The organism is Epilithonimonas sp. KH_059, assembly GCF_057838485.1.
On record NZ_CM174468.1, the window covers coordinates 803,102 to 828,943 of the forward strand.

Here is a 25,842-nt window from a genome sequence, read left to right on the forward strand (position 1 = left end):
ATTAGTTTAGTTTATAAGAGACCATAAGCCCTCCGCGGTACGGAAGCCATTCTCCACTTTTATTCCAACCTTCTGCCTTGTCGTAACGAATCCATTTGTCAGGTGGAACCTGCTCATACCCGTGGTACATTCCTTGACTGGTTCCCCCTCCGATAAAAGCGTCCAGATTCCATTTTTCATGAATCTGCCACTGATACCCAACGGTCGCTCCCACCATGAAATTAAATCCTCGTTGAAATTTTTCTGTTCCGATGTAATTCCACTTCGTTAAATCGTAAAGACCAAACCCTGCGTTTAGGCCTACATAAAATCCGTCCATTGCGGATTTAAAATAATGCCTTCCCTCAAGGTGCCCCATGTAGATTTGCATATGGTTTCCTGCAAAAGATTTCCAAGGGGAAACTAGAATGTCCGCTTGAAGGGTTTGTTTGCGGGAGAGTTGGTATTCAGCTCCTACATTGAATATGAGCGCAGGAGCAAGAAGGGCATTGCCTTTCAAAAAGAGTTTGTGATCCTCTGTCGCTTGCTGCGCAGATAAATTAGAGGTTCCAAGCAAAACAAGGCTTGTAATAAGAAAAATGGGTTTCATTAACTGTTTTCAAGTTCACTTATCAATTCTTGCACTAGAGAAGGATCTCTTCCTTCTTTCTTCACAAGGGCAAGAGCCCGATTTGCACTGCTGCTCGCAAGCTCTGTATGTCCTAATTTCTGGTGCAAAAGAGCTAGAAGATAGGTGTTCTCCATACGAGCTTCTCTTTCGACGGACTCCTCCGCCCAGAGGACAGCCTGTGACAGGGCCTGTGGATCTTGAATGTGTTTCCAGAACAAATAGCATGCCTCATCTAATACGGAACTCTCAATGGTCTCTCCCGTTTGAAGATAGTTTATCGCGGCGTTCTCATATTTTTCAAAATTGCCCACCGAGGGGTAAAAATTCATGGCCAATCGATGGAGCTCCAAATTTCCTTTCTGAGGTCCCAAAAGTTTAACCGCACCCTTCAAAAAAAGAGATTCGTCTAAAATCCCTTTCTCTATATCCATGGCCGACTTGGCTAGGGTGTTAAGCCGTATTCTTTGCTCGTACGAATCGTAAATATCACGTGGCAAAAGCTCTAAAATGTTTTCTTTGTTTTTTGCAAAAACTTGGAAGGTTCTATCCTTCGTGGATTCAATAAACGAGAGCAGAAGCGCAACTTCTTCATGGCTGTAAGGTCCCATCGGCTTGATTTCAAAATAACGGTTGACCACTTTTTTCGCAAACTGAGGCTCTGAGCTAAGGTACTTCTTGCTGGCCTCCATTAAAAAAACGAGATCCGTTTCTCCCTTTTCAAAGCGATTCTTGACACTGCCCTGCTTTTTCTGATCCAGCGCTTTTTGGCCAAGCCCAATTAAGGCTTCCTTGTTCATGTATCCGTAGCCTCTTACAAGAACCTCTCCCTCTGCATCCAAAAATAGATAATGCGGAAAGGTGTTCACCCCATAGGTCTGCGCGAGGTCTTTCCCCTCGCCTTTCTCCATGTCAATATGGGTGTTGATGAAATTAGAATTGTAAAAATCGCCTACAGACTCATCCGGAAATACGTTTTTCTCCATGAGTTTACAAGGCCCACACCAGACGGCGTACGCATCGATAAAAATGAGCTTATCTTGCTTTCCTGCCTCCTCTAAAAGTTCAGGAAACGGAGAATTATCAAACTCAATCCCTCCCTTCGCATACCCCAGCACGCTTACAAAAAATACCAAAAGGGAAACTATTCTACTCATATCTCGATCAAATGATAGGGTAAATATACAGAAAAACCCATTACCACAACCCTCCGCTTTCTCTGATTTTATGTTAAATTTCAGATAATTCCGTAATCAAAACAAAATTAGACGCTTACAGAGTGCTTTAATTGTTCAAATTGAGAAATTAAGACCCTTTCGTGCTCTCTTCTTAGAAGAGAAAGAAAAAAAGAGTACAAAAATGGAAATTATATAAGACCACGAACCTCTCAAAATTGCTATCTTGCATGCATATAAAAACCGATAATCGTTTTGGGCTCATGATTCTAATTGTTGACGACTCACCACAGAACATCATTTCGCTAAAGAAAGTACTCGAAAAAAACCATTTCGCAGTCGATACCGCATCTTCTGGAAAAGAGGCACTTCGAAAAATCTTAAACCAATCCTACGTTTTAATTATTCTGGACGTTCAAATGCCAGAAATGGATGGATTTGAAGTCGCAGAGGCCATTTCAGGCTTTTCAAGAGCCAAAGAAACCGCCATTATTTTCCTTTCTGCGGCCAGTGCCAATGTAAGTTTAATTACCCGTGGGTACTCTTCCGGTGGACTGGATTATATCACCAAGCCGGTGGATATGAATATTCTGCTTTTAAAAGTAAAAACCTTTTACCGCATCTACGAACAAAACCGGGCGCTCAATTTAATGCAAGATACCCTTCGCGCAGAAATTGAAACGCGGAAAGATGCAGAACGAAAAAAAGACGAGTTTATAAGCATCGCAAGTCACGAGTTAAAAACGCCGATGACGAGTGTCAAGGGCTATATTCAACTCATGGAGCGAAGCCTTCACAAAGGCGATATTGAAACTACGAAAGTCAGGCTGAGCAAAGTTCAAAATCAAATTGAAAAGCTAAACCTACTCATTGCGGATCTTCTTGACATTTCTAATATTGAGAGTGGCAAGATGAAACTTAACCAAAACTACTTCTCGATGAGCAGTTTGGTGGACCGGGTTTTAGAAGTCATGCAGCCTTCCAATCCTTCCATCGAATTTCACCACGAGGTTCATTATTATGAACTCATCTATGGCGATGAAAACCGAATCGAACAGGTAGTCATTAATTTTTTAACCAATGCGATTAAATACTCTCCAGGTGAAACCGAAGTCATCATCAAAACCTATGAGAAAGACAACCAAGTCTTTTTCTCAGTCCGCGACAAAGGCATTGGGATGAGTGAAGAAAATCGCCGAAAGGTCTTTGATAAATTTTACCGTATTGAGGAATCCTCTGAGCGTTTCCAAGGTCTTGGAATCGGACTTTACATTTGCAGAGAAATCATACACCGCCACGAAGGCACCGTGGGAGTGCATTCCAAACCCGGGTTTGGCTCTGAATTTTTCTTTAGCATTCCTCTACAACTAACCCCAATCCCTCACGAGAGGGAAACTCAATAAACGACGCATGAATTTTAAATCCAATTTACTTTACGGTCTCGGTCTTGCCCTTTTGGTTCTCCTTGCCAGTTCCGTGGCCTCCTTTATTAGCATAACCAATTTAATTAAGAGTTCCGCTCAAGTCAAAAAGAGCAACGAAACTATTCTGGATATCACTTCTCTTCTTGCACTCGTAAAAGATGCAGAAACAGGTCAAAGGGGATACCTCCTTACGCTCGATCCCCAATTTTTAACGCCGTATGAGGAGGGTAAGAGCAAGCTTAACGCAGCGATTGAAGAAGTTCGATTAGAACTAAGCGATACAGAGACGCAAAGAGCTAATTTTAAGTTTTTAAATGAAAGTATAAAAGCGAGACTCACCCTACTCGACCAGAATCTAAAAGCAAGAAATCTCCATACGGGTATCTCTACCCAAGATCTTTTGGAAGGAAAAGAGCAAATGGACAACATTCGCTCAGCCGTTTTACGCATGCAAAATGAGGAGCAGGCGCTGCTTCAAAAGCGCACCAGTCAAATGGACACGTTTGCTTCCTATACCCCCTTTCTAATTGTCGCCTCGGCCCTTCTCGCTTTTCTAATTACGCTTTATTTCTTTCGTAAAGTAAATGAGAGCTACAAAAGAACGATGAGCCTTACCCACCAACTGGAAACGAAAAATGAGGAGAGTGAAAACAGACTTTTAGCCATTGAAAAAGTAGCGGCGCAGATTTCTTCAGGCGACTACAATATTTTATGGGATCAAAACGCGCAAAATACCTTAGGCACGGTAGCAGGCCCTTTAAACCGAATGGCCGACTCCTTAGATTCCTCTTTCAAACTCTTAGAAGAGAAGCAGTGGCTTAGTGCCACGAGCGCTTTACTCAGTGAACGAATGATGGGAGAGAAAACCTTAGAGACTCTGAGTGACGAAATTCTAGAATTTGTGACCAGCAAAACGAAAAGCTTTTTAGGAGCTATTTATTTACTGGAAGAGGAGGATCATCAACTTCATTTGCGCGGAAGTTTTGCCTTAGATGCAAAATCAGCGCAAAAAAGAATTGCCATTGGTGAGGGACTCTTAGGTCAGGCTTACCAATCGAAAAGAGAAATTCTGATCGAAGACTTTAATGCAGAATCTCCCTCAGTCACCTACTCGAGTGGAAAAACCCTACCTACCAATTTACTAATTCTTCCCCTTACCCGCCACAACATGCCACTGGGCGTGATGGAAATTGGGACCACCCACGCTTACTCTGAGACTGAACTTGAGTTTCTGCGCAGTGCGGCTAGCACCATTGGTCTTTCTATTTTTGATACGCAAAACCGCATTAAGCTTCAAGAACTTTTAGAAGAAACCCAGGCGCAGAGTGAGGAACTTATGAGCCAGCAATCGGAGCTGGAGAATATTAATTCGGAACTGGAAGCGCAGTCTCAAAAATTACTCGCCTCTGAAGAAGAACTTCGCGTACAACAAGAAGAACTTCTGCAGTCGAACCAAGAACTGGAAGAGCGTACGAGCTTACTCGAGGAGCAGAATGAACTGATTGAACAGAGAAACCTGGACATTCAACAAAAATCAATTGCCTTAGAACAGAGCACCCGATACAAATCGGAATTCCTAGCCAATATGTCGCACGAACTGCGTACCCCACTTAACTCTATTCTTCTCTTGTCCAAGCTGATGACCGAGACGGAGGAACTCGAAGAGCAATACGTGGAATACGCCACCGTGATCCATAGCTCAGGCCAAGGGCTTCTTACATTGATTGATGAAATTTTAGACCTCTCTAAAATTGAATCCGGAAAAATGAGTCTTGAGCTCCATACGGTACCTGTGAAAGAGATTACCCAAAGCATGCAAATGCTGTTTGGAGAAATTGCAAAAGAAAAGAACTTAAAACTTGAAATCAAAACGAAGGACTTAGAAATCGAAACCCTCTACACGGACAAACTTCGGGTAGAGCAAATTCTTCGAAATCTCCTTTCCAACGCCTTAAAGTTCACTTCCGAGGGCAAAGTAACGCTTGACATTACCAGCAATAAAGACAAAGGCAAGGTGTACTTCAAAGTGTCGGATACCGGCATTGGAATTGCAAAAAACAAAATTCAAATGGTCTTTGAAGCCTTCCAACAGGCGGACGGATCTACGCAGCGTAAATACGGGGGAACCGGTCTTGGCCTTTCCATTAGCCGAGAGCTCTCCAGACTCTTAGGCGGAGAAATTAAACTTTCTAGTAAAGAAGGAAAAGGAAGCACCTTTACGCTTATCATTCCGATCAACGCTACGCAAGTGACGGAAGCACCACAGGAGCTCGTGACCGAGACTTTTGAGGCGATTCCTACAGAACTCGCTCCTCTAGAACCGGCAGAGGATGGACAGCAGCGCTACCTATCCACCAACATTCCAAAACCCGTTGAGGACGACCGAGATCAAATTCAAAAAGACGATAAAATCATTCTGATCATTGAGGACGATACTTCGTTTGCGAAAATCCTTTTGGATTACGCCCGCAAAAAAGGATACAAGGGACTTGTCTCCGTTAGAGGAGACCAAGGAATCGAGCTCGCCGAACACTATAATCCTTTAGCCATTTTATTAGACATTCAACTGCCTATTATGGACGGATGGCAAGTTATGGAAGCCCTTAAATCGAATCCGAAAACCAAACCGATTCCCGTGCACATCATGTCTTCTATGAAATTTAAGCATGAGAGTCTACTGCGTGGAGCGGTTGATTTCATTAACAAGCCTTTTGCCTTAGAGCAAATGCAAGTTATATTCAACACCTTAGAAAATGCCATTAGTCGCTCGCCTAAAAAGGTACTCATTGTAGAAGAGAATCCACAACATGCCAAAGCGCTTAGCTATTTCTTAAGTACCAATTCGATTTCCAACACGATTGCAACCAACGTAGACGAAAGCATTGATTCTCTTACAAGCCATAAAGTAGACTGCGTGATTCTCGACATGGGGGTTCCCGACCGATTGGCTTATGAAACTCTTGAGACCATCAAAGAGCAAGAGGGACTTGAGAAGCTGCCTATTATCGTGTTTACAGGGAAAAACCTTTCCAAAGGAGAAGAAACCCGGATTAAAAAATACGCAGACTCTATCGTGGTAAAAACGGCTCACTCCTACCAGCGTATTTTGGACGAAGCCGGACTGTTTTTGCATTTGGTAGAAGAGAAAAACAAAAAAGACAAGAAACAAGTAGGTGCAGATACCCAAAGCACCCTTCGAAATATCCTTAAGGACAAAACGGTTCTTCTCGCGGACGACGATGTACGTAACATTTTCTCACTCACCAAAGCTTTAGAGCTGCATGGGATGAATGTACTGCCTGCCTTGGACGGCAAAGAAGCCCTTAAAACCCTTGATGAAAATTCTCAGATTGACATTGTACTCATGGACATGATGATGCCCGAAATGGACGGATATGAAACCATTGGTCAGATCCGATCGAACCCTACGTACAAAACACTCCCTGTCCTTGCTGTGACGTCTAAAGCAATGATGGGAGATCGTGAAAAATGCATAGCCGCAGGTGCTTCGGATTACATATCCAAACCGGTCGACATTGATCAACTCATCTCGCTTTTGCGAGTATGGCTTTATGATAGAACCTAAAAAAACACAACCCATGAAACCGATACAAAAAATTCTAGTCATTGACGACGACAGCAAAAACATTTACGCCCTGAGTGCTGTTCTAAAAGCGAAGGGGTATGTTAGTATTTCCGCTCAGAGCGCGAAACAAGGTTTAGAACTCTTAAACGAAGATTCCAGCATTGCGCTGGTTTTACTCGACATGATGATGCCAGAGATGGACGGATACCAAGCGCTTCAAGAAATCAAGAAAAATCCTGCCATCCAACACATACCTGTCATTGCGGTGACCGCTCAAGCAATGAGCGGGGATAAAGAAAAATGCCTTCAGGCCGGAGCGGACGGGTATCTATCTAAACCCGTGGCGATGGATCAACTCTTAACCTTATTACAAACTCACCTATAAATCACCGATTTTGGAATCTTTTGAGGACGAGCATATTGAACTTTTACTATCCGACATTCTTGAACTGTATGGCTATGACTTTACGGGCTATTCTAGAGCCTCGCTCAAACGCAGAATTGTCCGCCTGTTTGCCCTAGATAAATTCGTAAGTTTTGCGGAATATAGGTACCGCATCCGTACGGACAAATCCTATTTTGAGCGGTTTTTAGAAGAGATTACGATCAACGTAACTGAAATGTTCCGTGACCCTGAATTTTACAAAAATTTACGGGAAGAACTTTTGCCTAAACTCGGCACCTATCCGTTTATCCGAATCTGGGTTGCGGGTTGCAGTACGGGCGAAGAAGCCTACTCCGTGGCCATTCTTTTAAAGGAACTTAAATTACTACATAAGAGTTTAATCTATGCGACCGATTTAAATTCGGCCGTTCTTGAGACCGCTTCTCAAGCCATGATTCCTCTGAACAAATTGAAGCTTTATACGGAGAACTACCTCGCCTCTGGGGGTAAGGAGGATTTCTCTGATTATTATTCAGCCAATTACTCTTTAGGAAAACTCTCTAGTGAGCTAAAAAGCAAAATTATCTTCTCGACCCATAATTTAGTCACAGACCATTCGTTCAACGAGTTTCAACTGATTCTTTGCCGCAATGTGATTATTTATTTCGATCGAGAACTGCAAAACGGTGTGTTTAATCTTTTTGACCAGAGTTTAGAAACTTTTGGTTACATTGCTTTAGGGACGAAAGAAAGCCTCGACTTTTCCCCGATAACAAAAAACTACGAAAGAATGCCCGGGGTCAAAATATGGAGAAAATTAAGATAAAATGAGAACTTGCAAAGCCTTGGTGATTGGTGGATCGGCCGGAAGTTTAAACATACTCTTTAAATTTCTGCCGAGTCTCAGTGCAACCCTTTTGTTTCCCATAATTCTTGTGGTACACCGAAAAGCAGGCAAAGAAGAAATGCTCACGGAGCTGCTCGCTTCCAAGACTCAATTAAAAGTAAAAGAAGCGGAAGAAAAGGAGACCTTAAAGGCCTCTACCCTTTACATTGCGCCTCCAGGCTATCACCTTCTAATGGAAAAAGACTTGACGCTTTCGTTAGACGCCTCTGAAAAGGTCAACTTTTCACGTCCTTCCATCGATGTAAGTTTTGAGTCCGCCGCCGATACCTTTGAAGAGGGCTTAGTAGCGCTGCTCCTTTCCGGAGCAAATTCAGACGGAACGAGTGGCCTTCAAAAAGTAAAAGAAAGAGGAGGACTCACCCTAGTCCAAGATCCTGAATCTGCACAGGTTTCTTTCATGCCGCAAAATGCAATTGACCATGCTCCCATTGATCATGTTTTAAAACCAGAACAAATCGCCCCCTTACTTAATTCTTTAAACGACGATTCTTATGGCAAAATCTAAAGTATTTTTATTTGACGACAACGAAGAAATCCTTGAATTATGCGTTGAGATTTTACAGGACTTATGTTGTGAGGTGAAATTTTCTCCCACCACAACCGATTTACTTTCTCAATTGGAGCAGTTTACGCCGGATCTTATTTTCATGGATAATTGGCTACCTGATATTAGCGGAGTGCAGGCTACACAAATGATTAAAGCTTCGGAGAAATTCTCCCATATTCCGGTCGTTTACTTTACCGCCAATACCAACATAGAATCGCTTGCAAGAACGGCAGGTGCGGATCATTATTTAGAAAAGCCCTTTGACATTGAAGATTTTGAAAATCTAACCTTGCAAGCTTTAAAAAAAGTGAAGTAGATTCACTTCCAAATCTTCCAAAAGGAAAACATCCTTCTTTTCAAGTGTTAAATACTTTCCTCTCTACCCGGTATCTCACCTAAAGGTTTTACATAGACGAGACTTCCCTGCTTGGGATGGTACGATGGGAAGTATAGAATTAAATCCATGGCTTGCAAATCTTGAATGCATCGATGGTACGTGGAATTCGATTGAATCCTACTTTTGCTCATGATTTCCCTTCGAGAAATCTGAAAAGACTCTGTGTAATTTTGCGCGCTCCACTGGTGGCATAAGCACAAATAGATGCTTATGTGAGTAGGAGTTAGTTTTTTCGATCGTGCAATAAAATAAAAGAACTCGGCTAGGTGGCTTTCTGCTTTCATAAGAGCTAATTTTTTAAATCCTTTTCGTTTAGCGAAGGCCTTTCACTCTTAGTTGAGTTGTGGCATTTACTCGAATAAAGATTGGTTTACTCCAGCGAAATTGAAAAGATTAATTCACAATTCATCCCTAGTCCTTCGGTACTACCGAAAGAAAAATTTGATATTTTTTTGAAATCTAATGTCAATTTCCAATAAAATTTTAATTGAAAGCCGCTACTTTCTTAGAAGCTATACTACAAGAAAACTATCCTAGAGAGGCTACAAAGGGAACCTTTCTTTCTATTTTCGTATATTTGCAACTCGAAATCACAGTAAGCAAACATGTAAAAAACAATTTCTTTCCGAAAAATAAGAGCGACTGCCTTGAAAAGGTGGCTCCCCTATTAATTCCTAACTGAAAGAAATTATGCTTACCATTCAAAATCTATCCTATACACATCTTAACAAAGATTTACTGTTTGAAGGTATCCACCTCACAGTAAACAAGCACGACAAAATCGCTTTGATCGGCAATAACGGCGTAGGGAAATCTACACTACTAAAACTTATTACAAAAGAACTAACACCCTCTCAAGGCCACATCCTTTGGGATAGTGAGCCCTATTACATCCCACAGATCTTTGGACAGTTCAATCATTTAACCCTTGCGCAGGCACTAGGGATTGAAAACAAATTAAATGCTTTACGAGAAATCTTAAAGGGGAATACAACTGAAGAGAACTTTCAAGTACTTAATGATGACTGGACCCTCGAAGAACGCTGCCATGCATCCTTAGAGGATTGGGGACTCTCCGGTCTGGACCTTTCTCAATCCATGGAAACCCTTAGTGGAGGACAAAAAACAGAAGTATTCCTAGCTGGAATCTCTATTCATGAGCCTGAATTCATCTTATTAGACGAACCAAGCAATCATCTCGATCTTGAAAGACGGGAACTCTTGTATGCGTTTATAGAAAGTACCAAGAGTACGATCCTGCTGGTAAGCCACGACCGAAAGCTACTTAACCTCGTAAGTATCGTTTGCGAGTTGAATAAGCATGGCATTAAAGTCTATGGGGGCAACTTTGACTTCTATAAAGAGCAAAAGCAAATTGAGAACAAGGCTTTAAGCCAAGACATTCAAAGCAAAGAAAAGGCCTTGAAAAAAGCCAAAGAGAAAGAACGTGAAACTATAGAAAGGCAACAGAAACTAGACAGTCGAGGCAAAGGAAAACAAGAAAAATCAGGTGTTTCCCGAATCATGCTAAATACTTTACGAAACCAAGCCGAGAACAGTAGTTCCAAACTAAAAAGTGTCCATGCAGAAAAGATCGGGGGACTTTCAAAAGATTTACAAGACCTGCGTTCTGGCCTTTCCTATTTTGACAAGATGAAATTTGGGTTTTCCCCATCCCAACTCCATACCGGCAAAATCTTAATTAAGGCAGAGAACCTCAACGTTCAATATGCCGAAAAGCTCCTTTGGAGAGAGGACTTAACCTTTCAAATTTTAAGTGGCGAGCGGATTGCTTTAAAAGGACAAAACGGATCTGGTAAGACGACACTACTAAACCTTCTTTTAGGCGAGCTAAGACCAGAGACAGGAACTCTTTTTAAAGCAGATTGTACGGCCGTCTGTATCGATCAGGATTACTCGTTACTTAAAAGTGGGCTTACTGTACTAGAACAAGCGCAGCAGTTTAATACTTCAGCTCAGCAAGAGCACGTAGTCAAAACCCAATTAAATCGTTTTTTGTTTTCTAAAGAGGATTGGAACAAACCCTGCTTCGCGTTAAGCGGCGGCGAAAGAATGCGTTTATCACTATGTTGTTTAACTCTTTCGGAGCAGTCACCGGACCTCATTCTCCTAGATGAACCCACTAACAATTTAGATATACAAAATGTTGAGATTTTAACCAGCGCACTAAATGAATATGAAGGCAATCTGCTTGTCGTGTCTCATGATGAAACTTTTTTGAAGCAAATCCGTGTGGAGCGAGAAATTCGGTTGTAAGAGTATCCGTCTGCCCTAGTCAAGGCAGCAGTTAGGACATATCTTTTCCCTTTGACGGGGAAGAAGTCGTCTAATTAAATGGTAAATCGGGAGCTATCCCCTTTTTGCGCATTTCCTTAATCTCTTCAACAAAGGCGCGCTCTTCGTCGTCTTGTGGGTCTCGACTGCCCGCTATCAAGTATACGAAGCGAGTGTAAGGGTCTTCAAACTCTTCTTTCGGCTGATTGTTTCTAGTGAGTTCAATGCGTTTGCCTAGAATGGTTACGTATTTAGATTTGTCCATAAGGATAAGGTACAAAAAAGGAATGAAAACAGCAAGAGTAAATCTAAAATACGAAAGGGTACCTTTCTAATTACGAGTAGGTTGTCTAATTTACCGTAGGAGGTAAACTGTTGTGTGCAAAGGGTTGGATTCGACTACTTTCAAATTTGCCCTTTCCCATTATCTTCAATTTTAGACATGCAGGATTTAGTTGTCCCCACTATTTCAGCAAGTTGCTGTTGCGTCATTCCCATTTCTAAACGTGTATCGTGATTTGACGAACCTATTTTAAAGGCTTCGTAGCCTTCTTCGAGTTCATCACGCTGCTTCGTACCACGTTTGCCGTAATTTTTCTCTTTGAACTCTTCGAGTGTCATTAAGTTCTTATCTTTCGTTTTCATATACTACATTTAATAAGGTCAATTCCTATTATTTTTCATGCACTACGTAACCTTTCTATTACCTTTTTTTCTTTCAAAATATTGATATGTTTTTGAATTGCTGATTCATTAATCTTTAGATTTTCCACTAATTCTTCTCTGGACATTTTGGGATTATCAACTATCAAACGAAAAACCTGATTTTGTGCAGGAGTCAGCTCTATGATAGAACGATCAACTTGACCACCTTCTTGACCACCTATTTGACCACCTATTCCATTAACAAATCTAGGCAGAATAATTTTAAAGATTCCTAAACTATCTAAAAAACAGGAAGTTTCAGGAATTTGATCCTTGTTTCCAATAAACATTTATAATCCAGAAATTTTTTGACCCCGAGCTTGGTGCGAGTTTTCAGCGATAAAAGACATAAAAAAAGCGTTTAGTAGTAATACCAAACGCTTTTAGTGGTTTCTCCAGGAATCGAACCAGGGACACACGGATTTTCAATCCGTTGCTCTACCAACTGAGCTAAGAAACCATCACTTTAGTTCTGTTGTTTAAAGTGGTGCAAAAATAGCATCTTTTTCAATACAACGCAAGACTTAAGATGCTTTTTATCGGCATCGAGCGAAAAGCTATTGATTTTCAGATGCATTTTTTTCATTTTCCATTCGCATTTGCTCTGCAATTTCTTCTAGCACGGGATTTATCGTGCTTTCAGGGATTTCACTAATGCGAATATACATCAGTCCGTCAATCGCATCGTTGAAACTTGGGTCCACATTAAAGGCAATTACTTTTGCATTTTGCTTAATATACTTTTTAATGAGCACCGGCATTCTCATGCCCGGTTCTAAATCGTCTATCAGTTTGTCAAGTTTATTTAAATCCGACTCAACTTCTTCAACAAATAAGTTTTTGTCTCTTTCACGAATCTTGATTTTAAACTCATGCTTCGGGTGCACGTACTGCGCCACAGCAGAATCGTAATAATTAGAGCGCATAAAGTCAATCATGAGTGATTTTGAAAAATCAGAGAACTTATTGCTTATACTGACCCCACCCATTAAGAACTTATGATCCGGATTTCTAAGGCATACGTGAATGATCCCCTTCCATAATATAAACAGAGGCATTGGTTTTTGTTGGTATTCTTTTGAAATGTAAGCTCTACCCATTTCAATCACCTTGCGGAAGAAAGGATGAAGCTCTTGATCAAAATCAAAGAGAGAGCTGGTGTAAAAGCCGCTCACGCCGTATTTTCGCATGACAGTCTTGCCTAGGGCCATACGGTAAGCCCCTACGATTTTACTTTCTTTCTCATCCCATAAAAAGAGGTGACTATAGTGCTTGTCGTATTCGTCTAAATCAAACGGAAGGTTGCTCCCTTCTCCAACGTCTCGAAAGGTGATTTCTCTTTGTCTCCCAATTTCTCGCATCACGGAAGGAATCTCTTCATAAGCGGCAAAATAAACCTGATACTGCCCGCTTTGGAACAGCAGCTTGTCTTCTGCCTTCAGAGCCTCAATTTCTTTCTCGATATCCTCCGTCGGTGTTTCGTCAATGATATTGGCCACCAAATTTCCAGCCTTACCAATTGGAAAACTTAATTTCAGATCCGGGAGATTCATTTTCTCCATGAGCGTTTTACGTCTTTCGTAATAAGCTCGAAGAATGTAAATTTTATCTTGTAGGTATTCTCCTAATTCTGTAATGGTTTCTTCTTCGTCCATTTGCCTAAGACTTACGGGACGCCCGATGCGTATGCGTATCGGGGTTTCCCGACTGCGCATCATTTCCGAGGGAAGAAGTAGGGTTTGCAAATCGGGGTGCAAACGAGCGGCCTGGTAAAAGAAGGCGCTGTTCTTTGCATGAAAATACATGGGAACGACAGGAACACGCGCTTTTCGAATAAGCTTTAAAGCGGGCTTTGCCCACTTTCTGTCTCTTACTTCCCCTGTAGGATTGTTTCGGTTTGAGACTTCCCCTGCGGGGAAAATACCAAGGCAGCCCCCCTGTTCCAAATGCTGAAGCGTCTCGCGCATTCCGCTTGAGCTGCTATAGAGTTCTTTTCTAGATTCAAATGGGTTTACGGCAATCACATAAGGTTCCAATGGCTTAATCTTCTCAAGTAGAAAATTTCCCATGAGTTTAAAATCCGGTCGCACCGCTGAAATGATTTTTGCCATGAGGATTCCATCAATCGCGCCCAAGGGATGATTGGAGACCAAAATAAAAGGGCCTGTTTTGGGAATCTTTGCAAGATCCTCCTCAAAGACCACGTATTTAAGGTCTCTTTCTCTTACAAAACTTTCAAAAAAATCAGCTCCTTCCTTGTCTTTCAATTTGTCGTAGAGTTCGTTGACCTCATCAATTTTCGTAAGCTTCATAAGCGTACGAGCCGCTAATTCTTTCACCGGACCTAGGCGCTTTAGCCCCGCCGCTTTAATCAATTCGTTCCTTGTAATTAGGCTCATAGTTTAATTCTTAAAGTTCTCCTTGGAACACCATCTGAAGGGTTCCTCGCGACATTTGTTCTAGAAGCACCGTTTTGTGGTCATAAAAATGGGCAGTGGATTCGATTGTCGAATTTCGAACGGTCAAAAGCCGTACTTCTTTCTGAATTTCCACTTCAAATTTAGAATGAAGCGATTCGATTAATTTATCAATCGAACTGTATTTATCTTCCAAACAAAGTTCAAGACAAATGGCCGTGGTCTGCATTAAGGAAATCCGAATTTGAAAAGCGGACAAAAGAGCGAAGATTTCACTAAGGTGATGCTCTGCAATAAAAGAGAAATCTCTTGTGCACACCGTGAGTAGTATTTGATCTTCCTTTAAAATGTAACTCTCTAGAACCTGTGCTTTTGAGCTGCTGCTCACTTTGGTTCCGGGAGCAAGAGGATTTAAAAAGGATCTCACAAAGAGTGGGATGTCTTTTTTCTTGAGAGGTTGAAGGGTCTTGGGATGAATGACGGAAGCGCCGTAATAGGCCATTTCAATCGCTTCCTCGTAGGAGATGTAAGAGAACTGCTGCACGTCTTTAAATTTGCGGGGATCTCCGGTCATCACGCCCGGCACGTCTTTCCAAATTGTCATGGATTCCGCTCCTAGGCCATAGGCAAAGATCGCAGCTGAATAATCCGAGCCTTCTCTCCCTAACGTGACGCTGCACTGATTCTCATCGCCTCCGATAAAGCCTTGGGTCACATAATTCTGAAGGGGGTCTAAGGACCCTATTCTCTCTTTTGTCAATTCCCAATCCACTTCTCCTTCGCGAAAGGTACTGTCGGTTCGAATGTACAAACGAGAATCCAACCATTGGTTGATAAAGCCTGCTTCTTCGAGATAAGAACTTACGATAAGAGAACTAATCAGTTCTCCATAACTCACGAGCTGATCGTAATAGAAATCATAGCCTCCTTTGTCCTCGTCTAGTTTCAAGGTATAAAGAGTTTGAAATAGAATTTCAAGTTCTTCAAACATGCTGTGGGACGGCTCAAAAAGATCGTTTGCAATCTCTAAATGAAAGGCCTGAATCTGCCCTATTTTCGTTCTCGTTTCTCTTCCGTTCATTAGGTCCAATAGGACCTCTTCTAACGCATTGGTTGTTTTCCCCATCGCGGAGACCACAACAAGTATCGGATCCTGTCCATGCAGTTCCAGTACTCGAGACACATTCCTTACACTTTGGGCGTCCTTAACAGAGGCGCCTCCAAATTTATAAACTTTCATGCACTTTGTAAAATTAGCGTCGAAAAACCCGAGAGCTCAAATTTTAATCAAAAATAGCAAAAAAATACCTGATTCGGTTTGACAGGGGGAAGGGAATTGAGAGATAAATCTTCATTAGAAAAAAAAGAACCAAGGCTCTAGGGGCAATTCAAATAATTTTACGAAATTTGAGCATTAACCAAAAATGCAATAATGGCAGAGCAGTCCCTTCAAACCTTAGGAGAATTTCTTATTGAGAAACAAGATGATTTTCAGTACTCTACGGGAGAGTTTTCTCGACTTTTAAGCGCCATACGCTTAGCTTCAAAAGTGGTAAACCGAGAGGTCAACAAAGCGGGAATCGCGGATATCATAGGGGTTGCGGGGAATACCAACATTCAGGGGGAAGACCAGCAAAAACTTGATGTGCTTGCCAACGAGATTTTCATCACGGCCTTATCCCAGCGTGAAGTCGTCTGTGGAATCGCCTCTGAAGAAAACGATGATTACATTGAAATCAAATGCGGAACCAACGGTCATTTAAGCAAATATGTGGTTCTAATCGATCCTTTGGATGGATCTTCCAACATTGACGTAAACGTTTCTGTGGGAACTATCTTCTCCATTTACCGCCGTGTGACGGAACCGGGATCTCCTGTAGAACTCAAAGACTTCCTTCAAAAAGGATCGGAACAAATTGCAGCCGGGTATGTGGTATACGGCTCCTCCACCATGATTGTGTATACAACAGGGAACGGAGTGAATGGATTCACATTAGACCCAAGTTTAGGAACCTACTACCTCTCTCATCCCAACATGCAGTTCCCAAAAGAGGGGAAAATCTATTCCATCAATGAAGGAAATTACATCAAATTTCCTCAAGGAGTAAAAAATTACCTTAAGTACTGCCAAATGATGGAGGGCGATCGTCCTTATACCTCAAGATATATTGGATCTCTTGTTTCGGATTTTCACCGAAACATGATCAAAGGAGGAATCTACCTTTATCCGTCTTATGCAAATGCTCCTAATGGAAAACTTAGACTTTTATACGAGTGCAACCCGATGGCTTTCATCGCGGAACAAGCCGGAGGAAAAGCGTCAAATGGATTTGAACGCATCATGGACATTGACCCGACAGAACTGCACCAAAGAGTTCCTTTTTACTGTGGTAGCATAACCATGGTCGAAAAAGCAGAAGAGTTCATGAGAATGGACGCAATAAAAGACTAATGCTTTAGAATTTTCTCTCCCATGATTGCCTCTATCCAACCCTATACGTTAGATTTTATTACGCCTGGCGGCACTTCGCGCGGCGTTTTAAAAACGAAGGACACCTTCTTTTTAACCCTTCAATCCGATTCGGGTGTAGGGGTTGGAGAATGCGCGCTCTTTCGGGGACTCAGCATGGAGGATTCGCCCCTGTATGAAGAAAAATTACAGTGGCTCGTCAAAAACATTAATCTATCGCCCTTAGAAATCGAAAATGAGCTTCGAGCATTCCCCTCGATCCTAATTGGATACGAACAGGCTATGCTAAATCTAAGGAACGGAAAGGACCTCTATTTCCCAAGTGCTTTTACGGAAGGGAAAGACTCGCTTATAATTAACGGACTTATTTGGATGGGCGACAAAGCCTATATGGAAACCCAAATCCAGGAGAAATTAAAGCTCGGTTTTAAAACCCTGAAACTAAAAATAGGACCCAATTGGAACGAGGAAAAAACGATTCTCGCTTCTCTACGCAAAACCTTTTCTGCAAAGGACCTAGAACTTAGGGTCGATGCAAACGGGGCCTTTGATTATGAGCAGGCTCTAAAGGTATTAGGTGAATTGGCCGATTTAGAAATTCATTCCATTGAACAGCCCATCAAAGCTGATCAAAGGGACCTAATGGCGAAGCTTACAAAAGAAACGCCTACACCTATTGCATTAGACGAGGAACTTATTGGAGTCCTTATAACCGAAGATAAAAAAGAATTACTAGAACAAATAAAACCGCAATACATTATTCTAAAGCCTTCCCTAGTGGGTGGATTCAAAGCCACAGATGAGTGGATTTTTCTTTGTGAAAATTTAGGAATCGGTTGGTGGATCACCTCGGCATTAGAAAGCAATGTGGGACTAAATGCCATTGCGCAGTACACTTATACGAAAAACCCAACTCTTCCTCAAGGCCTTGGTACGGGCTCTTTATACAAGAACAACTTAGATTCTTCTCTTGCTTTAAACGGAGAAAAGCTGAGTAAAAAACTAGGCTAAAGGGACTAGTTAATCGAGTCAAGCGCAATCCCAACCCCATAAAAACAAAAAAAAATCTGAAACAAAGTCAGATTTTCTTTTTTGAGATCATTTAAGATAAGAATCTCCTTCTCTTAGAAAAAGAACTCCTTAAATGACATCTTCTACAAAAATTCTCTTCTTTAATGCTTGCATCCATTGCGCAAACCTTCTTTTGATCGCCTTCATAGAAAAAATATTAAATGTTAATAAATGATAATTTGTAAATACCAATTGTATGCCAACAAGTCCATCATTTGAAACTTTAACACAAGCTTTCTATTGAGTTGCAGTTTCTAGCCCTCTAAAAACACCCCTTTTCTAACTTCTTAATTTTCAAATATTTACTCCGCTAGTTTACTTTCTACTTGTGAGCAGGGATGCAGACTACGAAAGTATTGGGCCTCGTCTTACTTACCAAAGAAAGTCCCCTATTTCTGTGCTTTTTTTAGTAAATTTGCCTCTGAAATTCTTAAATCATGGAAGAAGAAAAAAAAGGTCTCAATTTTATTGAGCAAATCATAGAACAAGATCTACAAAACGGACTAAGCAAAGACTCTCTTCGCTTTCGTTTTCCTCCAGAACCGAACGGGTACTTGCACATTGGTCACACCAAAGCGATTTGTATCAATTTTGGTCTAGGAGAAAAATACGGAGCCCCTGTCAACTTACGTTTTGATGACACCAACCCTGAGAAGGAAGAACAGGAGTTCGTAGACTCCATTAAAAAGGATGTGGAGTGGCTTGGTTTCACATGGGACAAAGAACTCTATGCCTCCGATTATTTTTCTCAGCTCTATGACTGGGCGGTGCAGATGATTAAAGAAGGAAAGGCCTATGTGGATGAGCAAAGCTCTGAACTCATTACAGAGCAGAGAAAATCACCGGTAGAAGTCGGGGTTGAGAGCCCTTACAGAAACCGTCCTACTGAGGAGTCTTTAGAACTCTTCGAAAAAATGAAAAATGGAGAATTTGAGGAAGGCACCATGTCGCTTCGTGCAAAAATTGACATGAGCTCCCCCAATATGAATATGCGGGACCCGGTTATGTACCGAATTTTAAAACGTCCTCACCACCGTACGGGAGAAACTTGGAAGATTTACCCGATGTATGATTGGGCGCACGGAGAAAGCGATTATATCGAACAAATCTCCCACTCGCTTTGCTCCCTTGAATTTGAAAACCACAGACCTCTCTACGATTGGTATTTAGACCAAGTCTATAGTGAGGGCAGCGTCAGAAACAAGCAAAGAGAATTTGCAAGAATGAACGTGACCTATATGATCACCTCGAAACGAAAACTACAAAAGCTAGTAAGTGAAGGTGTGGTGGAAGGATGGGACGACCCTAGAATGCCTACGGTATCGGGGCTGCGTCGTAAAGGATACACTCCCACTTCGATTAAAAACTTTATCGAACGCGTCGGGGTAGCGAAAAGAGAAAACTTAATTGACATTCAACTGTTAGAATTCTTCGTACGCGAAGATTTAAATAAAATCGCGCCTCGTATGATGGCCGTGGTGGATCCGGTTAAACTAGTGATTGAAAACTACCCAGAAGGGAAAGAAGAATGGCTAGAATCCGAAAACAATCCTGAAGATCCAGAGGCAGGCACAAGAAAGCTTCCTTTCTCGAGAGAACTCTATATAGAAAAAGAAGACTTCCAAGAAGAAGCCAACCGTAAGTTCTTCCGACTAAAATTAGGAGGAGAAGTTCGACTAAAAAGCGCTTACATTATCAAAGCCGAAAGAGTAGATAAGGATGAAAATGGAGAAGTAACCACCATCTATTGTACGTACGATGAAGAGAGTCGCTCTGGAAGTGGAAGCGAAGCGAGTCTAAGAAAAGTAAAAGGAACTCTTCACTGGGTAAGTGCCGCGCATGCGCAGCCTATCGAAGTGCGCCAATACGAGAGACTCTTTACCGTAGAGCAGCCGGACGCAGAAAAAGATGCCGATTTCTTAGCCTATGTGAATCCAGACTCTGTGCACATTCAAAAAGGATTTGCAGAGCCTGCTCTAAAAGACGTAGAAGTCGGAGCTCCGATTCAGTTCCAAAGAATTGGGTACTACACGAAAGACCAAAGTTCGACCAAGGACAATTTAGTCTTCAACCGCACGGTCACGCTGAAAGACAGCTACAAACCCGAGCAGTAAGCAAAAATCAATAATTACTTCAAAGTCTTGTCCTCGGGCAAGACTTTTTTAATAATCAAAATCTTAAATTATTGCGTATTTTAGTGCGCTTGAGTCTTAGTCTTTATGGTAAAATCCAAGTTTCTTTTCAGCCTTCTCACCTTATGTCCTCTCCTTGCCCTAGCGCAAAAGAAAGACACGCTAACCGTTTTGGAAGAAATCACGCTCGATGCGTACCAAAAGCCTATTTCCCAAATGACTTCCACCAAGTCTTTTGCCCTTAGCGGTGAAAGATTCTTAGGACAAAACCCACCGGATCGACTCTTAGAGTCCGTCAATTTACTTCCAGGCGCTTCTTTAGAGCAGCGCTCTCCAGGAAGCTACCGACTTGCTCTTCGAGGCAGCAGTCTAAGGAGTCCCTTTGGCGTTCGAAACGTCAAGATTTATTTGGATGAATTCATTCTTACGGAGGCCAGCGGATCTAGCAATCTAAACAGTATTGATCCCACCTTTATAGAGTCCATGGCTCTTTACAAAGGGCCTGAAGCGGGAGATTTTGGAGCGACCACAGGAGGAACGGCTGTACTTCACACCAAAACGAAGAACCAGGTGGGACTCTCCATAGGAAGTTACGGGGCGTTCTCCCAAAACCTTTCCTTTTCAAAAACCTTCGGAAAACATGCTCTCACCCTACTTCAAGGGTATTCCAGAGCCGACAATTACCGCGAGCAAAGTCGCTTTTCAAGGGCCAGTATCCTTTTAAAGGACCGAGTACGTTACAAGGAAGGAAGCGAACTAGGACTCCTGCTCTTATTAAGTGATCTCTCCTATCAAACACCCGGAGGGCTTACCCTTTCGCAAGTTTTAGAAAACCCGAAAGGGGCGAGGCCCAGCACCCCGACCCTCCCCGGATCAAAAGAGCAAAACGCAGGTATTTTGACAAAGAGTGCTCTTTTTGGTATCTCACACCGCACAAAACTTTCCTCGAACTTAAGCCATTTTGCACTCATTCAAGGGGGCTATTCGGATTTAAGAAATCCGTTTATCACCAACTATGAAAAACGCTACGAAAGGCAGTTTGCAGCAAGAACCTATTTCACCTATGAAAAACTATGGGAGAATTGGACCTATGAAAGTAGATTAGGACTTGAGGCAGCAAGCAACCAAAGCACCGTTCAAAACTATGACAACCTACAAGGCAAGGTCGGTGAGGCTCAAAATTTTGATGAATTGTCGGCTCGAAGCGGCTTTCTATTCACCTCGCAAAAAATGACTTATAATAATAGATTGGTCTTAGAGGGGGCTTTAAGTTGGAATGCAATTTCTTTAGGATGGACCTCCCTTTACCCGGAAAAGAGCACAGGTGCAAAGTCTCCCTCGACAGAACTTCTTCCTTCCCTTAGTGCACTCTATTTATTTGATAAGGATCTCTCGCTTCGAGCTAAACTCTCCAAGGGGAGCTCCTCGCCTACTTTAGAGGAGATTCGAAGTTCAGACCAAGAGATTAGCTCTTCCCTTCGTTCAGAGTACGGTTGGAACAAAGAAATTGGCCTTCGCAAAGCAATAGGCTCTTTTTTGTTTGTCGATCTTTCCTACTTTGAACTGGATTTAAAAGAGGCTATTGTGAAAAGACAAAATGAAAAGGGGGAAGATTACTTTCTTAACGAAGGAGCACAAAAGCAAAAAGGGTTTGAATTTTCTCTAGAGACGCGCCCTTTTTCTATGGGCCTCCTTCGGAATGTTCAGTTCTATGGATCAGGAAGCCTCTATGATTTTACCTTTCAATCAAGTTCGAAGGATTCGGAAGCCATGCTTCAAGACAAACGGATTCCTGGTGTGCCCTCTACGAGCCTTTCTTCGCTTCTAAGTTTTGATCTCTTTGACAATGTTGGAGTTCACTTCTCGAACTACTACCGCTCCTCCCAATACCTAAACTCTCAAAACACGGTAGAAGAAAGCGCTAGTTTGCTTGGTCAACTGCGACTGCAGTATCGTTTTAAACTTGATAAATCCAATGCCGAAGTCTTTTTTAACCTCCCGAACCTTTATGGCACCAAACAAAGTCTAGGCTACGACATTAACGCCTTTGGAGGGCGTTATTACAATCCAGCTCCGCCTAAAGGTTTTCAAATGGGGATCAAAGCCTACTTTTAAGAGGACCTCCTCTTTTCAATCGCACTAAGAATAAGACTTGCGTGCACGCGTGAGTTCTCGATAAACCAGAGATGCGTGTCTTTCCCTCCGCAAACCACGCCTGCTAAAAAGAGATTCTCCACATTGGTCTCCATGGTTTCGGGATTGTAAATCGGATTTAGATTGGGTCCTGTAAGCTGCACCCCTACCGATTCTAGAAATTGAAAATCAGGTAAATAGCCTGTCATAGCTAGAACAAAATCATTTGGAATTTCTATTTTTTCTCCCTGCCCATTTTCAAAAACTACACTTTCTTTTTTGATTCCTAGGATTCTAGAATTGAAATATGCCTTAATACTACCCTCTGCAATCCGATTTTCAATATCGGGTTTCACCCAATATTTCACTCGAGAGGAAATCTCTTTTCCTCGTACAATAAGGGTCACATCGGCTCCCTTTCGGTAAGTTTCAAGGGCTACGTCAATAGCTGAGTTGCTCGATCCGACCACAACCACCTTTTGCCGAGTATAGCCGTACGGCTCGGTGTAATAATGTTTTACTTTGGGAAGGTCTTCGCCTTGTACGTTCATTCGATTTGGGATGTCATAAAACCCTGTAGCAAGAATGACATGGCGCGCTGTATAGGTAGCTTTAGAGGTTTGCACCTCAAAATAGGACTCTTTTTTAAGGATGGCCTCTACTTTTTCGTAGTGATTGACTTTTAGATTTCGGTTTCTTTCGATGCCTCCATAGTATTCGAGCGCATCTTTTCTTCCGGGTTTAGCTCCTGTGGAGATGAAGGGTACCCCTGCGATTTCTAGTTTATCCGCCGTGGAGAAAAACTGCATGTTAAGGGGATAATGGAAAAGAGAGTTGACCGTGGTTCCTTTTTCAATAACTTGATAGGAAAGGCCGCGAGCCTCAGATTCCAGTGCGCAGCAAAGCCCAATGGGACCTGCTCCTACAATTAGTACGTCGAGTAATTCCATAGAGCAAAGGTACTTCTTTTCTCTGTAAATTAGAGACTACCCACTCTCTACGCACTAAAAAGAGCTACGATTCATTAGCCTTCTGTTTTCGGATTGAAGAGATTCTATTTGCGTCAAAAGCCGCGTGATAATCTCAAGACCTGGAACGTTTACTTCTAGATCGTAATGAAAGTTCAAAAGACGCTCAAAGGATCCGAGCTCCTCGTAAAGGAGGTAGGTCACCTCGTTTTCGATGCGGGTCTGGATAAGACCGCAAGATTCTAATTCTTGAAAGAATTCCACTTCGATTTGGTAGAGCTTTATAAGCTCTTCTTTGGATATGCGATCGCTTTTCATTGCTCTTATTTTAAAGGGTTCTTAATTTTTCAAACAATTCTTTTTCTTCCGTGCTAAGGCTCTTTGGAAGCTCAACTTCTAAGGTGACGAGTAAGTCTCCAAAAACTCCTTCTTTCTTATACGCTGGAAAACCTTTGCCTTTCAGGCGAACTGTGGAAAGGTTTTGCGTCAGAGGTTTGACCTTCAAATTGACTTCTCCCTCCAACGTGGGAACGCGAAGCTCTCCTCCTAGTACCGCTGTATAGAGATCCACGGGCATCCTTAGTCTCAAATTGTGACCTTCTAAAACAAACTGTGGATCTTTCTCAACTGTAAAGGTAATGTATAGGTCTCCCGAGGGACCGTTTTGATGACCCGGGGAACCGTAGCCTTTCAGTTTAATTTGAAGTCCATCGTACGCGCCTGCCGGCACTGTGATGCGGACTTTTTTGCCCGCAACCTCAAACGTAGTTTGATGTTCTTTCGCCGCTTGTCGAAGGGAAAGAGAAACTTCTCCATGCAAGTCACTTCCTTTGAATCTCCCCGAAGCGCTGCCCCTTTGACGGCGGTCAAATCCACCTCCAGCTCCGCCAAACATTTGTTCGAAGAAATCCGAATACTCTTCTCTTGAACCACCCCCTTCGTGGGAAAATCCGCCGAAATCTCCAAAACCTCCGCCAGAAGAATAGCCTCCGCTTTGCTTTTGAGCCTTTTCGTAAGCCTCGCCCTGCTGCCAATTCTCCCCGTACTTATCGTATTTTTTACGGTACTCGGGATTCGAGAGGACTTCATTCGCTTCGTTCAATTGCTTGAACTTTTCTTCCGCTACTTTGTCTCCAGGATTCACATCCGGATGGGATTCTCATCTATGATATTTCTAAGTGTCTCTAATTGTCATTTCTCCCTCTTAATAGGGGTTTTTAGCGTTTTTGTATTTTAAGATATTTCTTAAATATCATTGTATATCATAAAAAATGGCTGTAAATTTGGCTGTAAATATTTTTTATGATTAACATTAAAAGAAAGATAACAGTTGATATAGAAAGAAGGAAAAAAAAAGGTGTAATTGTTAATGAAAACGCACCAATATTTATTCGTCTTACCTTTTTATCTAACAGAATAAATTTTTATAGTGGTTTCAGAATAAATATTTCTGACTGGGATTCTGAAAAAAAGGAAGTCATTTCTGGTAGGACAAATTCTAGTGAACAAACTGCTGAAGAAATAAACATAAAAATTGACAAGTACAAATCTGCAATTCAGTCGTTCTTTTACGAATGTCAAATCAAAAAGCAGATACCAACTATTGAAGAGGTCAAGGATGCTTATGAAAAGATAAAAAATGATGGTGTAGAAGTAAAAAAAATAAAAAAATTAAAGGTTGAATTAATAGAAGTTGAGTCTAAAGAAGAAATATCATTTTATAAAGTGTTTGACGAATTCACTTCCTATAATGGAAAAATTAATAATTGGACAGCTGATACTTATGCAAAGTTAAAAACTTTAAAAACTCATTTGGAAGCGTTTAATCCAAAACTTAGATTTGAGGATTTAACTTTGGAAGGATTAAGCAATGTTCTAACTTTTTTTAGCAAAACATTAAAACTTCGAAATACAACTACCAAAAAATATATCGAAAATATTAAGTGGTTCTTGAGATATGCAGTAAAAAAGGGATATACAGAAATTAAATCATTTGAAGATTTTCAACCAAAACTTAAAATCGCAAAGAAGAAACTCATTTTTTTAACGGAATCTGAAATTTTGCAAATAAAAAACTTTAAGATTCCTGAATCTAAATTATATTTAGACCGCGTTCGCGATGTTTTTCTTTTCCTTTGTTATTCTGGTTTGCGCCATTCAGATGCTTACAAATTGAAGAAATCAGACATTAAAGATGGAAGATTTGATGTTACAACTCTGAAAACAAATGATAGCCTTGTAATTGAACTTAATAAAACATCTCAGGATATTATTGATAAATATAAAGATATTCCTTTCCAAAATGATAAAGCACTTCCGGTTATTTCTAATCAAAATATGAATGAATATTTGAAGGAACTTGGGCAGTTAGCAGAAATAAATGAATCTATTACAGAAACATATTTCATAGGTAATGAAAGACACGATGAAACTAAACCCAAGTATGAACTTTTAAGTAGTCATGTTGGAAGGCGTTCTTTCGTGTGTTTATGCATTGCTAAAGGTATTGGTTTACAAATTATAATGAAGTGGACAGGACATTCAGATTACAAATCGATGAAGCCATATATTGAAGTTGCAGATTCAACAAAAGCGATTGAGATGCAAAAATTAAATTTTTAGG

23 protein-coding genes and 1 tRNA gene are annotated in these 25,842 nt (G+C 41.4%); 12 read left to right on the top strand and 12 right to left on the bottom strand.

Going from position 1 to position 25,842, the window contains the following annotated elements; all coding sequences use genetic code 11:
• Position 1 precedes the first annotated feature (1 nt).
• Both AC3IRX_RS03735 and AC3IRX_RS03740 read right to left on the bottom strand, forming a co-directional pair.
• Positions 2 to 589 carry a DUF3575 domain-containing protein gene (locus tag AC3IRX_RS03735; RefSeq protein ID WP_489211130.1) on the bottom strand — a complete coding sequence of 196 codons (588 nt, stop codon included), beginning with the start codon at positions 587 to 589 and terminating at the stop codon, positions 2 to 4.
• Positions 589 to 1,764: a thioredoxin family protein gene (locus AC3IRX_RS03740; RefSeq protein ID WP_489211131.1), complete on the bottom strand. Its 1,176-nt coding sequence runs from the start codon at positions 1,762 to 1,764 to the stop codon at positions 589 to 591. Before AC3IRX_RS03740 ends, AC3IRX_RS03735 begins: the two co-directional genes overlap by 1 nt.
• Before the next feature lie 248 nt (positions 1,765 to 2,012).
• On the opposite strand from AC3IRX_RS03740, the gene AC3IRX_RS03745 reads away from it, so the two are divergent.
• Genes AC3IRX_RS03745 through AC3IRX_RS03770 form a run of 6 tightly spaced genes read left to right on the top strand, consistent with a single transcriptional unit; the run spans position 2,013 to position 8,947 of the window.
• Positions 2,013 to 3,185: a hybrid sensor histidine kinase/response regulator gene (locus tag AC3IRX_RS03745; RefSeq protein ID WP_489211132.1), complete on the top strand. Its 1,173-nt coding sequence runs from the start codon at positions 2,013 to 2,015 to the stop codon at positions 3,183 to 3,185.
• 7 nt (positions 3,186 to 3,192) lie between these two features.
• Entirely contained in the window at positions 3,193 to 6,792 is a 3,600-nt protein-coding gene (locus AC3IRX_RS03750) for a response regulator (protein ID WP_489211133.1), read from the top strand.
• 13 nt (positions 6,793 to 6,805) lie between these two features.
• Positions 6,806 to 7,177, top strand: a complete 372-nt coding sequence (locus tag AC3IRX_RS03755; protein ID WP_489211134.1) for a response regulator — start codon at positions 6,806 to 6,808, stop codon at positions 7,175 to 7,177.
• A gap of 10 nt (positions 7,178 to 7,187) precedes the next feature.
• Positions 7,188 to 8,003, top strand: coding sequence for a CheR family methyltransferase (locus tag AC3IRX_RS03760; protein WP_489211135.1), 816 nt, complete (start codon positions 7,188 to 7,190; stop codon positions 8,001 to 8,003).
• A gap of 1 nt (position 8,004) precedes the next feature.
• Entirely contained in the window at positions 8,005 to 8,589 is a 585-nt protein-coding gene (locus tag AC3IRX_RS03765; RefSeq protein WP_489211136.1) for a chemotaxis protein CheB, read from the top strand.
• The gene (locus AC3IRX_RS03770) at positions 8,576 to 8,947 is read left to right on the top strand and encodes a response regulator (protein WP_489211137.1); all 372 of its coding nucleotides are present in this window, start codon (positions 8,576 to 8,578) and stop codon (positions 8,945 to 8,947) included. Before AC3IRX_RS03765 ends, AC3IRX_RS03770 begins: the two co-directional genes overlap by 14 nt.
• Before the next feature lie 47 nt (positions 8,948 to 8,994).
• On the opposite strand, the gene AC3IRX_RS03775 is transcribed toward AC3IRX_RS03770, so the two are convergent.
• Positions 8,995 to 9,312: a hypothetical protein gene (locus AC3IRX_RS03775; protein ID WP_489211138.1), complete on the bottom strand. Its 318-nt coding sequence runs from the start codon at positions 9,310 to 9,312 to the stop codon at positions 8,995 to 8,997.
• 406 nt (positions 9,313 to 9,718) lie between these two features.
• Between AC3IRX_RS03775 and AC3IRX_RS03780 the strand changes: the two genes are divergently transcribed.
• A complete protein-coding gene (locus AC3IRX_RS03780; RefSeq protein ID WP_489211139.1) occupies positions 9,719 to 11,305 on the top strand; it encodes an ABC-F family ATP-binding cassette domain-containing protein in 1,587 nt (528 codons plus the stop codon).
• Between the two features lie 70 nt (positions 11,306 to 11,375).
• On the opposite strand, the gene AC3IRX_RS03785 is transcribed toward AC3IRX_RS03780, so the two are convergent.
• From AC3IRX_RS03785 to AC3IRX_RS03810, 6 genes are all read right to left on the bottom strand, one after another.
• Positions 11,376 to 11,588: a hypothetical protein gene (locus tag AC3IRX_RS03785; RefSeq protein WP_489211140.1), complete on the bottom strand. Its 213-nt coding sequence runs from the start codon at positions 11,586 to 11,588 to the stop codon at positions 11,376 to 11,378.
• A gap of 140 nt (positions 11,589 to 11,728) precedes the next feature.
• A complete protein-coding gene (locus AC3IRX_RS03790) occupies positions 11,729 to 11,968 on the bottom strand; it encodes a helix-turn-helix domain-containing protein (protein ID WP_489211141.1) in 240 nt (79 codons plus the stop codon).
• A gap of 35 nt (positions 11,969 to 12,003) precedes the next feature.
• Entirely contained in the window at positions 12,004 to 12,318 is a 315-nt protein-coding gene (locus tag AC3IRX_RS03795; protein WP_489211142.1) for a winged helix-turn-helix transcriptional regulator, read from the bottom strand.
• Positions 12,319 to 12,415: 97 nt separating this feature from the next.
• Positions 12,416 to 12,488: transfer RNA gene (locus AC3IRX_RS03800), tRNA-Phe, on the bottom strand.
• Positions 12,489 to 12,585: 97 nt separating this feature from the next.
• The gene (locus AC3IRX_RS03805) at positions 12,586 to 14,427 is read right to left on the bottom strand and encodes a bifunctional lysophospholipid acyltransferase family protein/GNAT family N-acetyltransferase (protein WP_489211143.1); all 1,842 of its coding nucleotides are present in this window, start codon (positions 14,425 to 14,427) and stop codon (positions 12,586 to 12,588) included.
• A 10-nt stretch (positions 14,428 to 14,437) separates the two neighbouring features.
• A complete protein-coding gene (locus tag AC3IRX_RS03810; RefSeq protein ID WP_489211144.1) occupies positions 14,438 to 15,685 on the bottom strand; it encodes an aspartate kinase in 1,248 nt (415 codons plus the stop codon).
• Positions 15,686 to 15,877: 192 nt separating this feature from the next.
• On the opposite strand from AC3IRX_RS03810, the gene fbp reads away from it, so the two are divergent.
• The 4 genes from fbp (at position 15,878) to AC3IRX_RS03830 (ending at position 22,233) form a co-directional block, all read left to right on the top strand.
• Positions 15,878 to 16,897: a class 1 fructose-bisphosphatase gene (gene fbp / locus AC3IRX_RS03815; RefSeq protein WP_489211145.1), complete on the top strand. Its 1,020-nt coding sequence runs from the start codon at positions 15,878 to 15,880 to the stop codon at positions 16,895 to 16,897.
• 21 nt (positions 16,898 to 16,918) lie between these two features.
• Positions 16,919 to 17,926: an o-succinylbenzoate synthase gene (locus AC3IRX_RS03820; protein ID WP_489211146.1), complete on the top strand. Its 1,008-nt coding sequence runs from the start codon at positions 16,919 to 16,921 to the stop codon at positions 17,924 to 17,926.
• Positions 17,927 to 18,423: 497 nt separating this feature from the next.
• Complete coding sequence (locus AC3IRX_RS03825) at positions 18,424 to 20,100, top strand: glutamine--tRNA ligase/YqeY domain fusion protein (protein ID WP_489211147.1); 1,677 nt, start codon at positions 18,424 to 18,426, stop codon at positions 20,098 to 20,100.
• 105 nt (positions 20,101 to 20,205) lie between these two features.
• Complete coding sequence (locus AC3IRX_RS03830) at positions 20,206 to 22,233, top strand: TonB-dependent receptor (RefSeq protein ID WP_489211148.1); 2,028 nt, start codon at positions 20,206 to 20,208, stop codon at positions 22,231 to 22,233.
• Here AC3IRX_RS03830 and AC3IRX_RS03835 read toward each other — a convergent pair.
• The 3 genes from AC3IRX_RS03835 to AC3IRX_RS03845 are packed head-to-tail and all read right to left on the bottom strand — an operon-like array spanning position 22,230 to position 24,363.
• Positions 22,230 to 23,201: a YpdA family putative bacillithiol disulfide reductase gene (locus tag AC3IRX_RS03835; RefSeq protein ID WP_489211149.1), complete on the bottom strand. Its 972-nt coding sequence runs from the start codon at positions 23,199 to 23,201 to the stop codon at positions 22,230 to 22,232. The genes AC3IRX_RS03830 and AC3IRX_RS03835 overlap by 4 nt on opposite strands.
• A 54-nt stretch (positions 23,202 to 23,255) precedes the next feature.
• Positions 23,256 to 23,537 carry a chaperone modulator CbpM gene (locus tag AC3IRX_RS03840; RefSeq protein WP_489211150.1) on the bottom strand — a complete coding sequence of 94 codons (282 nt, stop codon included), beginning with the start codon at positions 23,535 to 23,537 and terminating at the stop codon, positions 23,256 to 23,258.
• 10 nt (positions 23,538 to 23,547) lie between these two features.
• A complete protein-coding gene (locus AC3IRX_RS03845; protein WP_489211152.1) occupies positions 23,548 to 24,363 on the bottom strand; it encodes a DnaJ C-terminal domain-containing protein in 816 nt (271 codons plus the stop codon).
• A gap of 158 nt (positions 24,364 to 24,521) precedes the next feature.
• Here AC3IRX_RS03845 and AC3IRX_RS03850 point away from each other — a divergent pair, with 158 nt between their 5' ends.
• Positions 24,522 to 25,841, top strand: a complete 1,320-nt coding sequence (locus AC3IRX_RS03850; protein ID WP_489211153.1) for a site-specific integrase — start codon at positions 24,522 to 24,524, stop codon at positions 25,839 to 25,841.
• The last annotated feature ends 1 nt before the right edge of the window (position 25,842 follow it).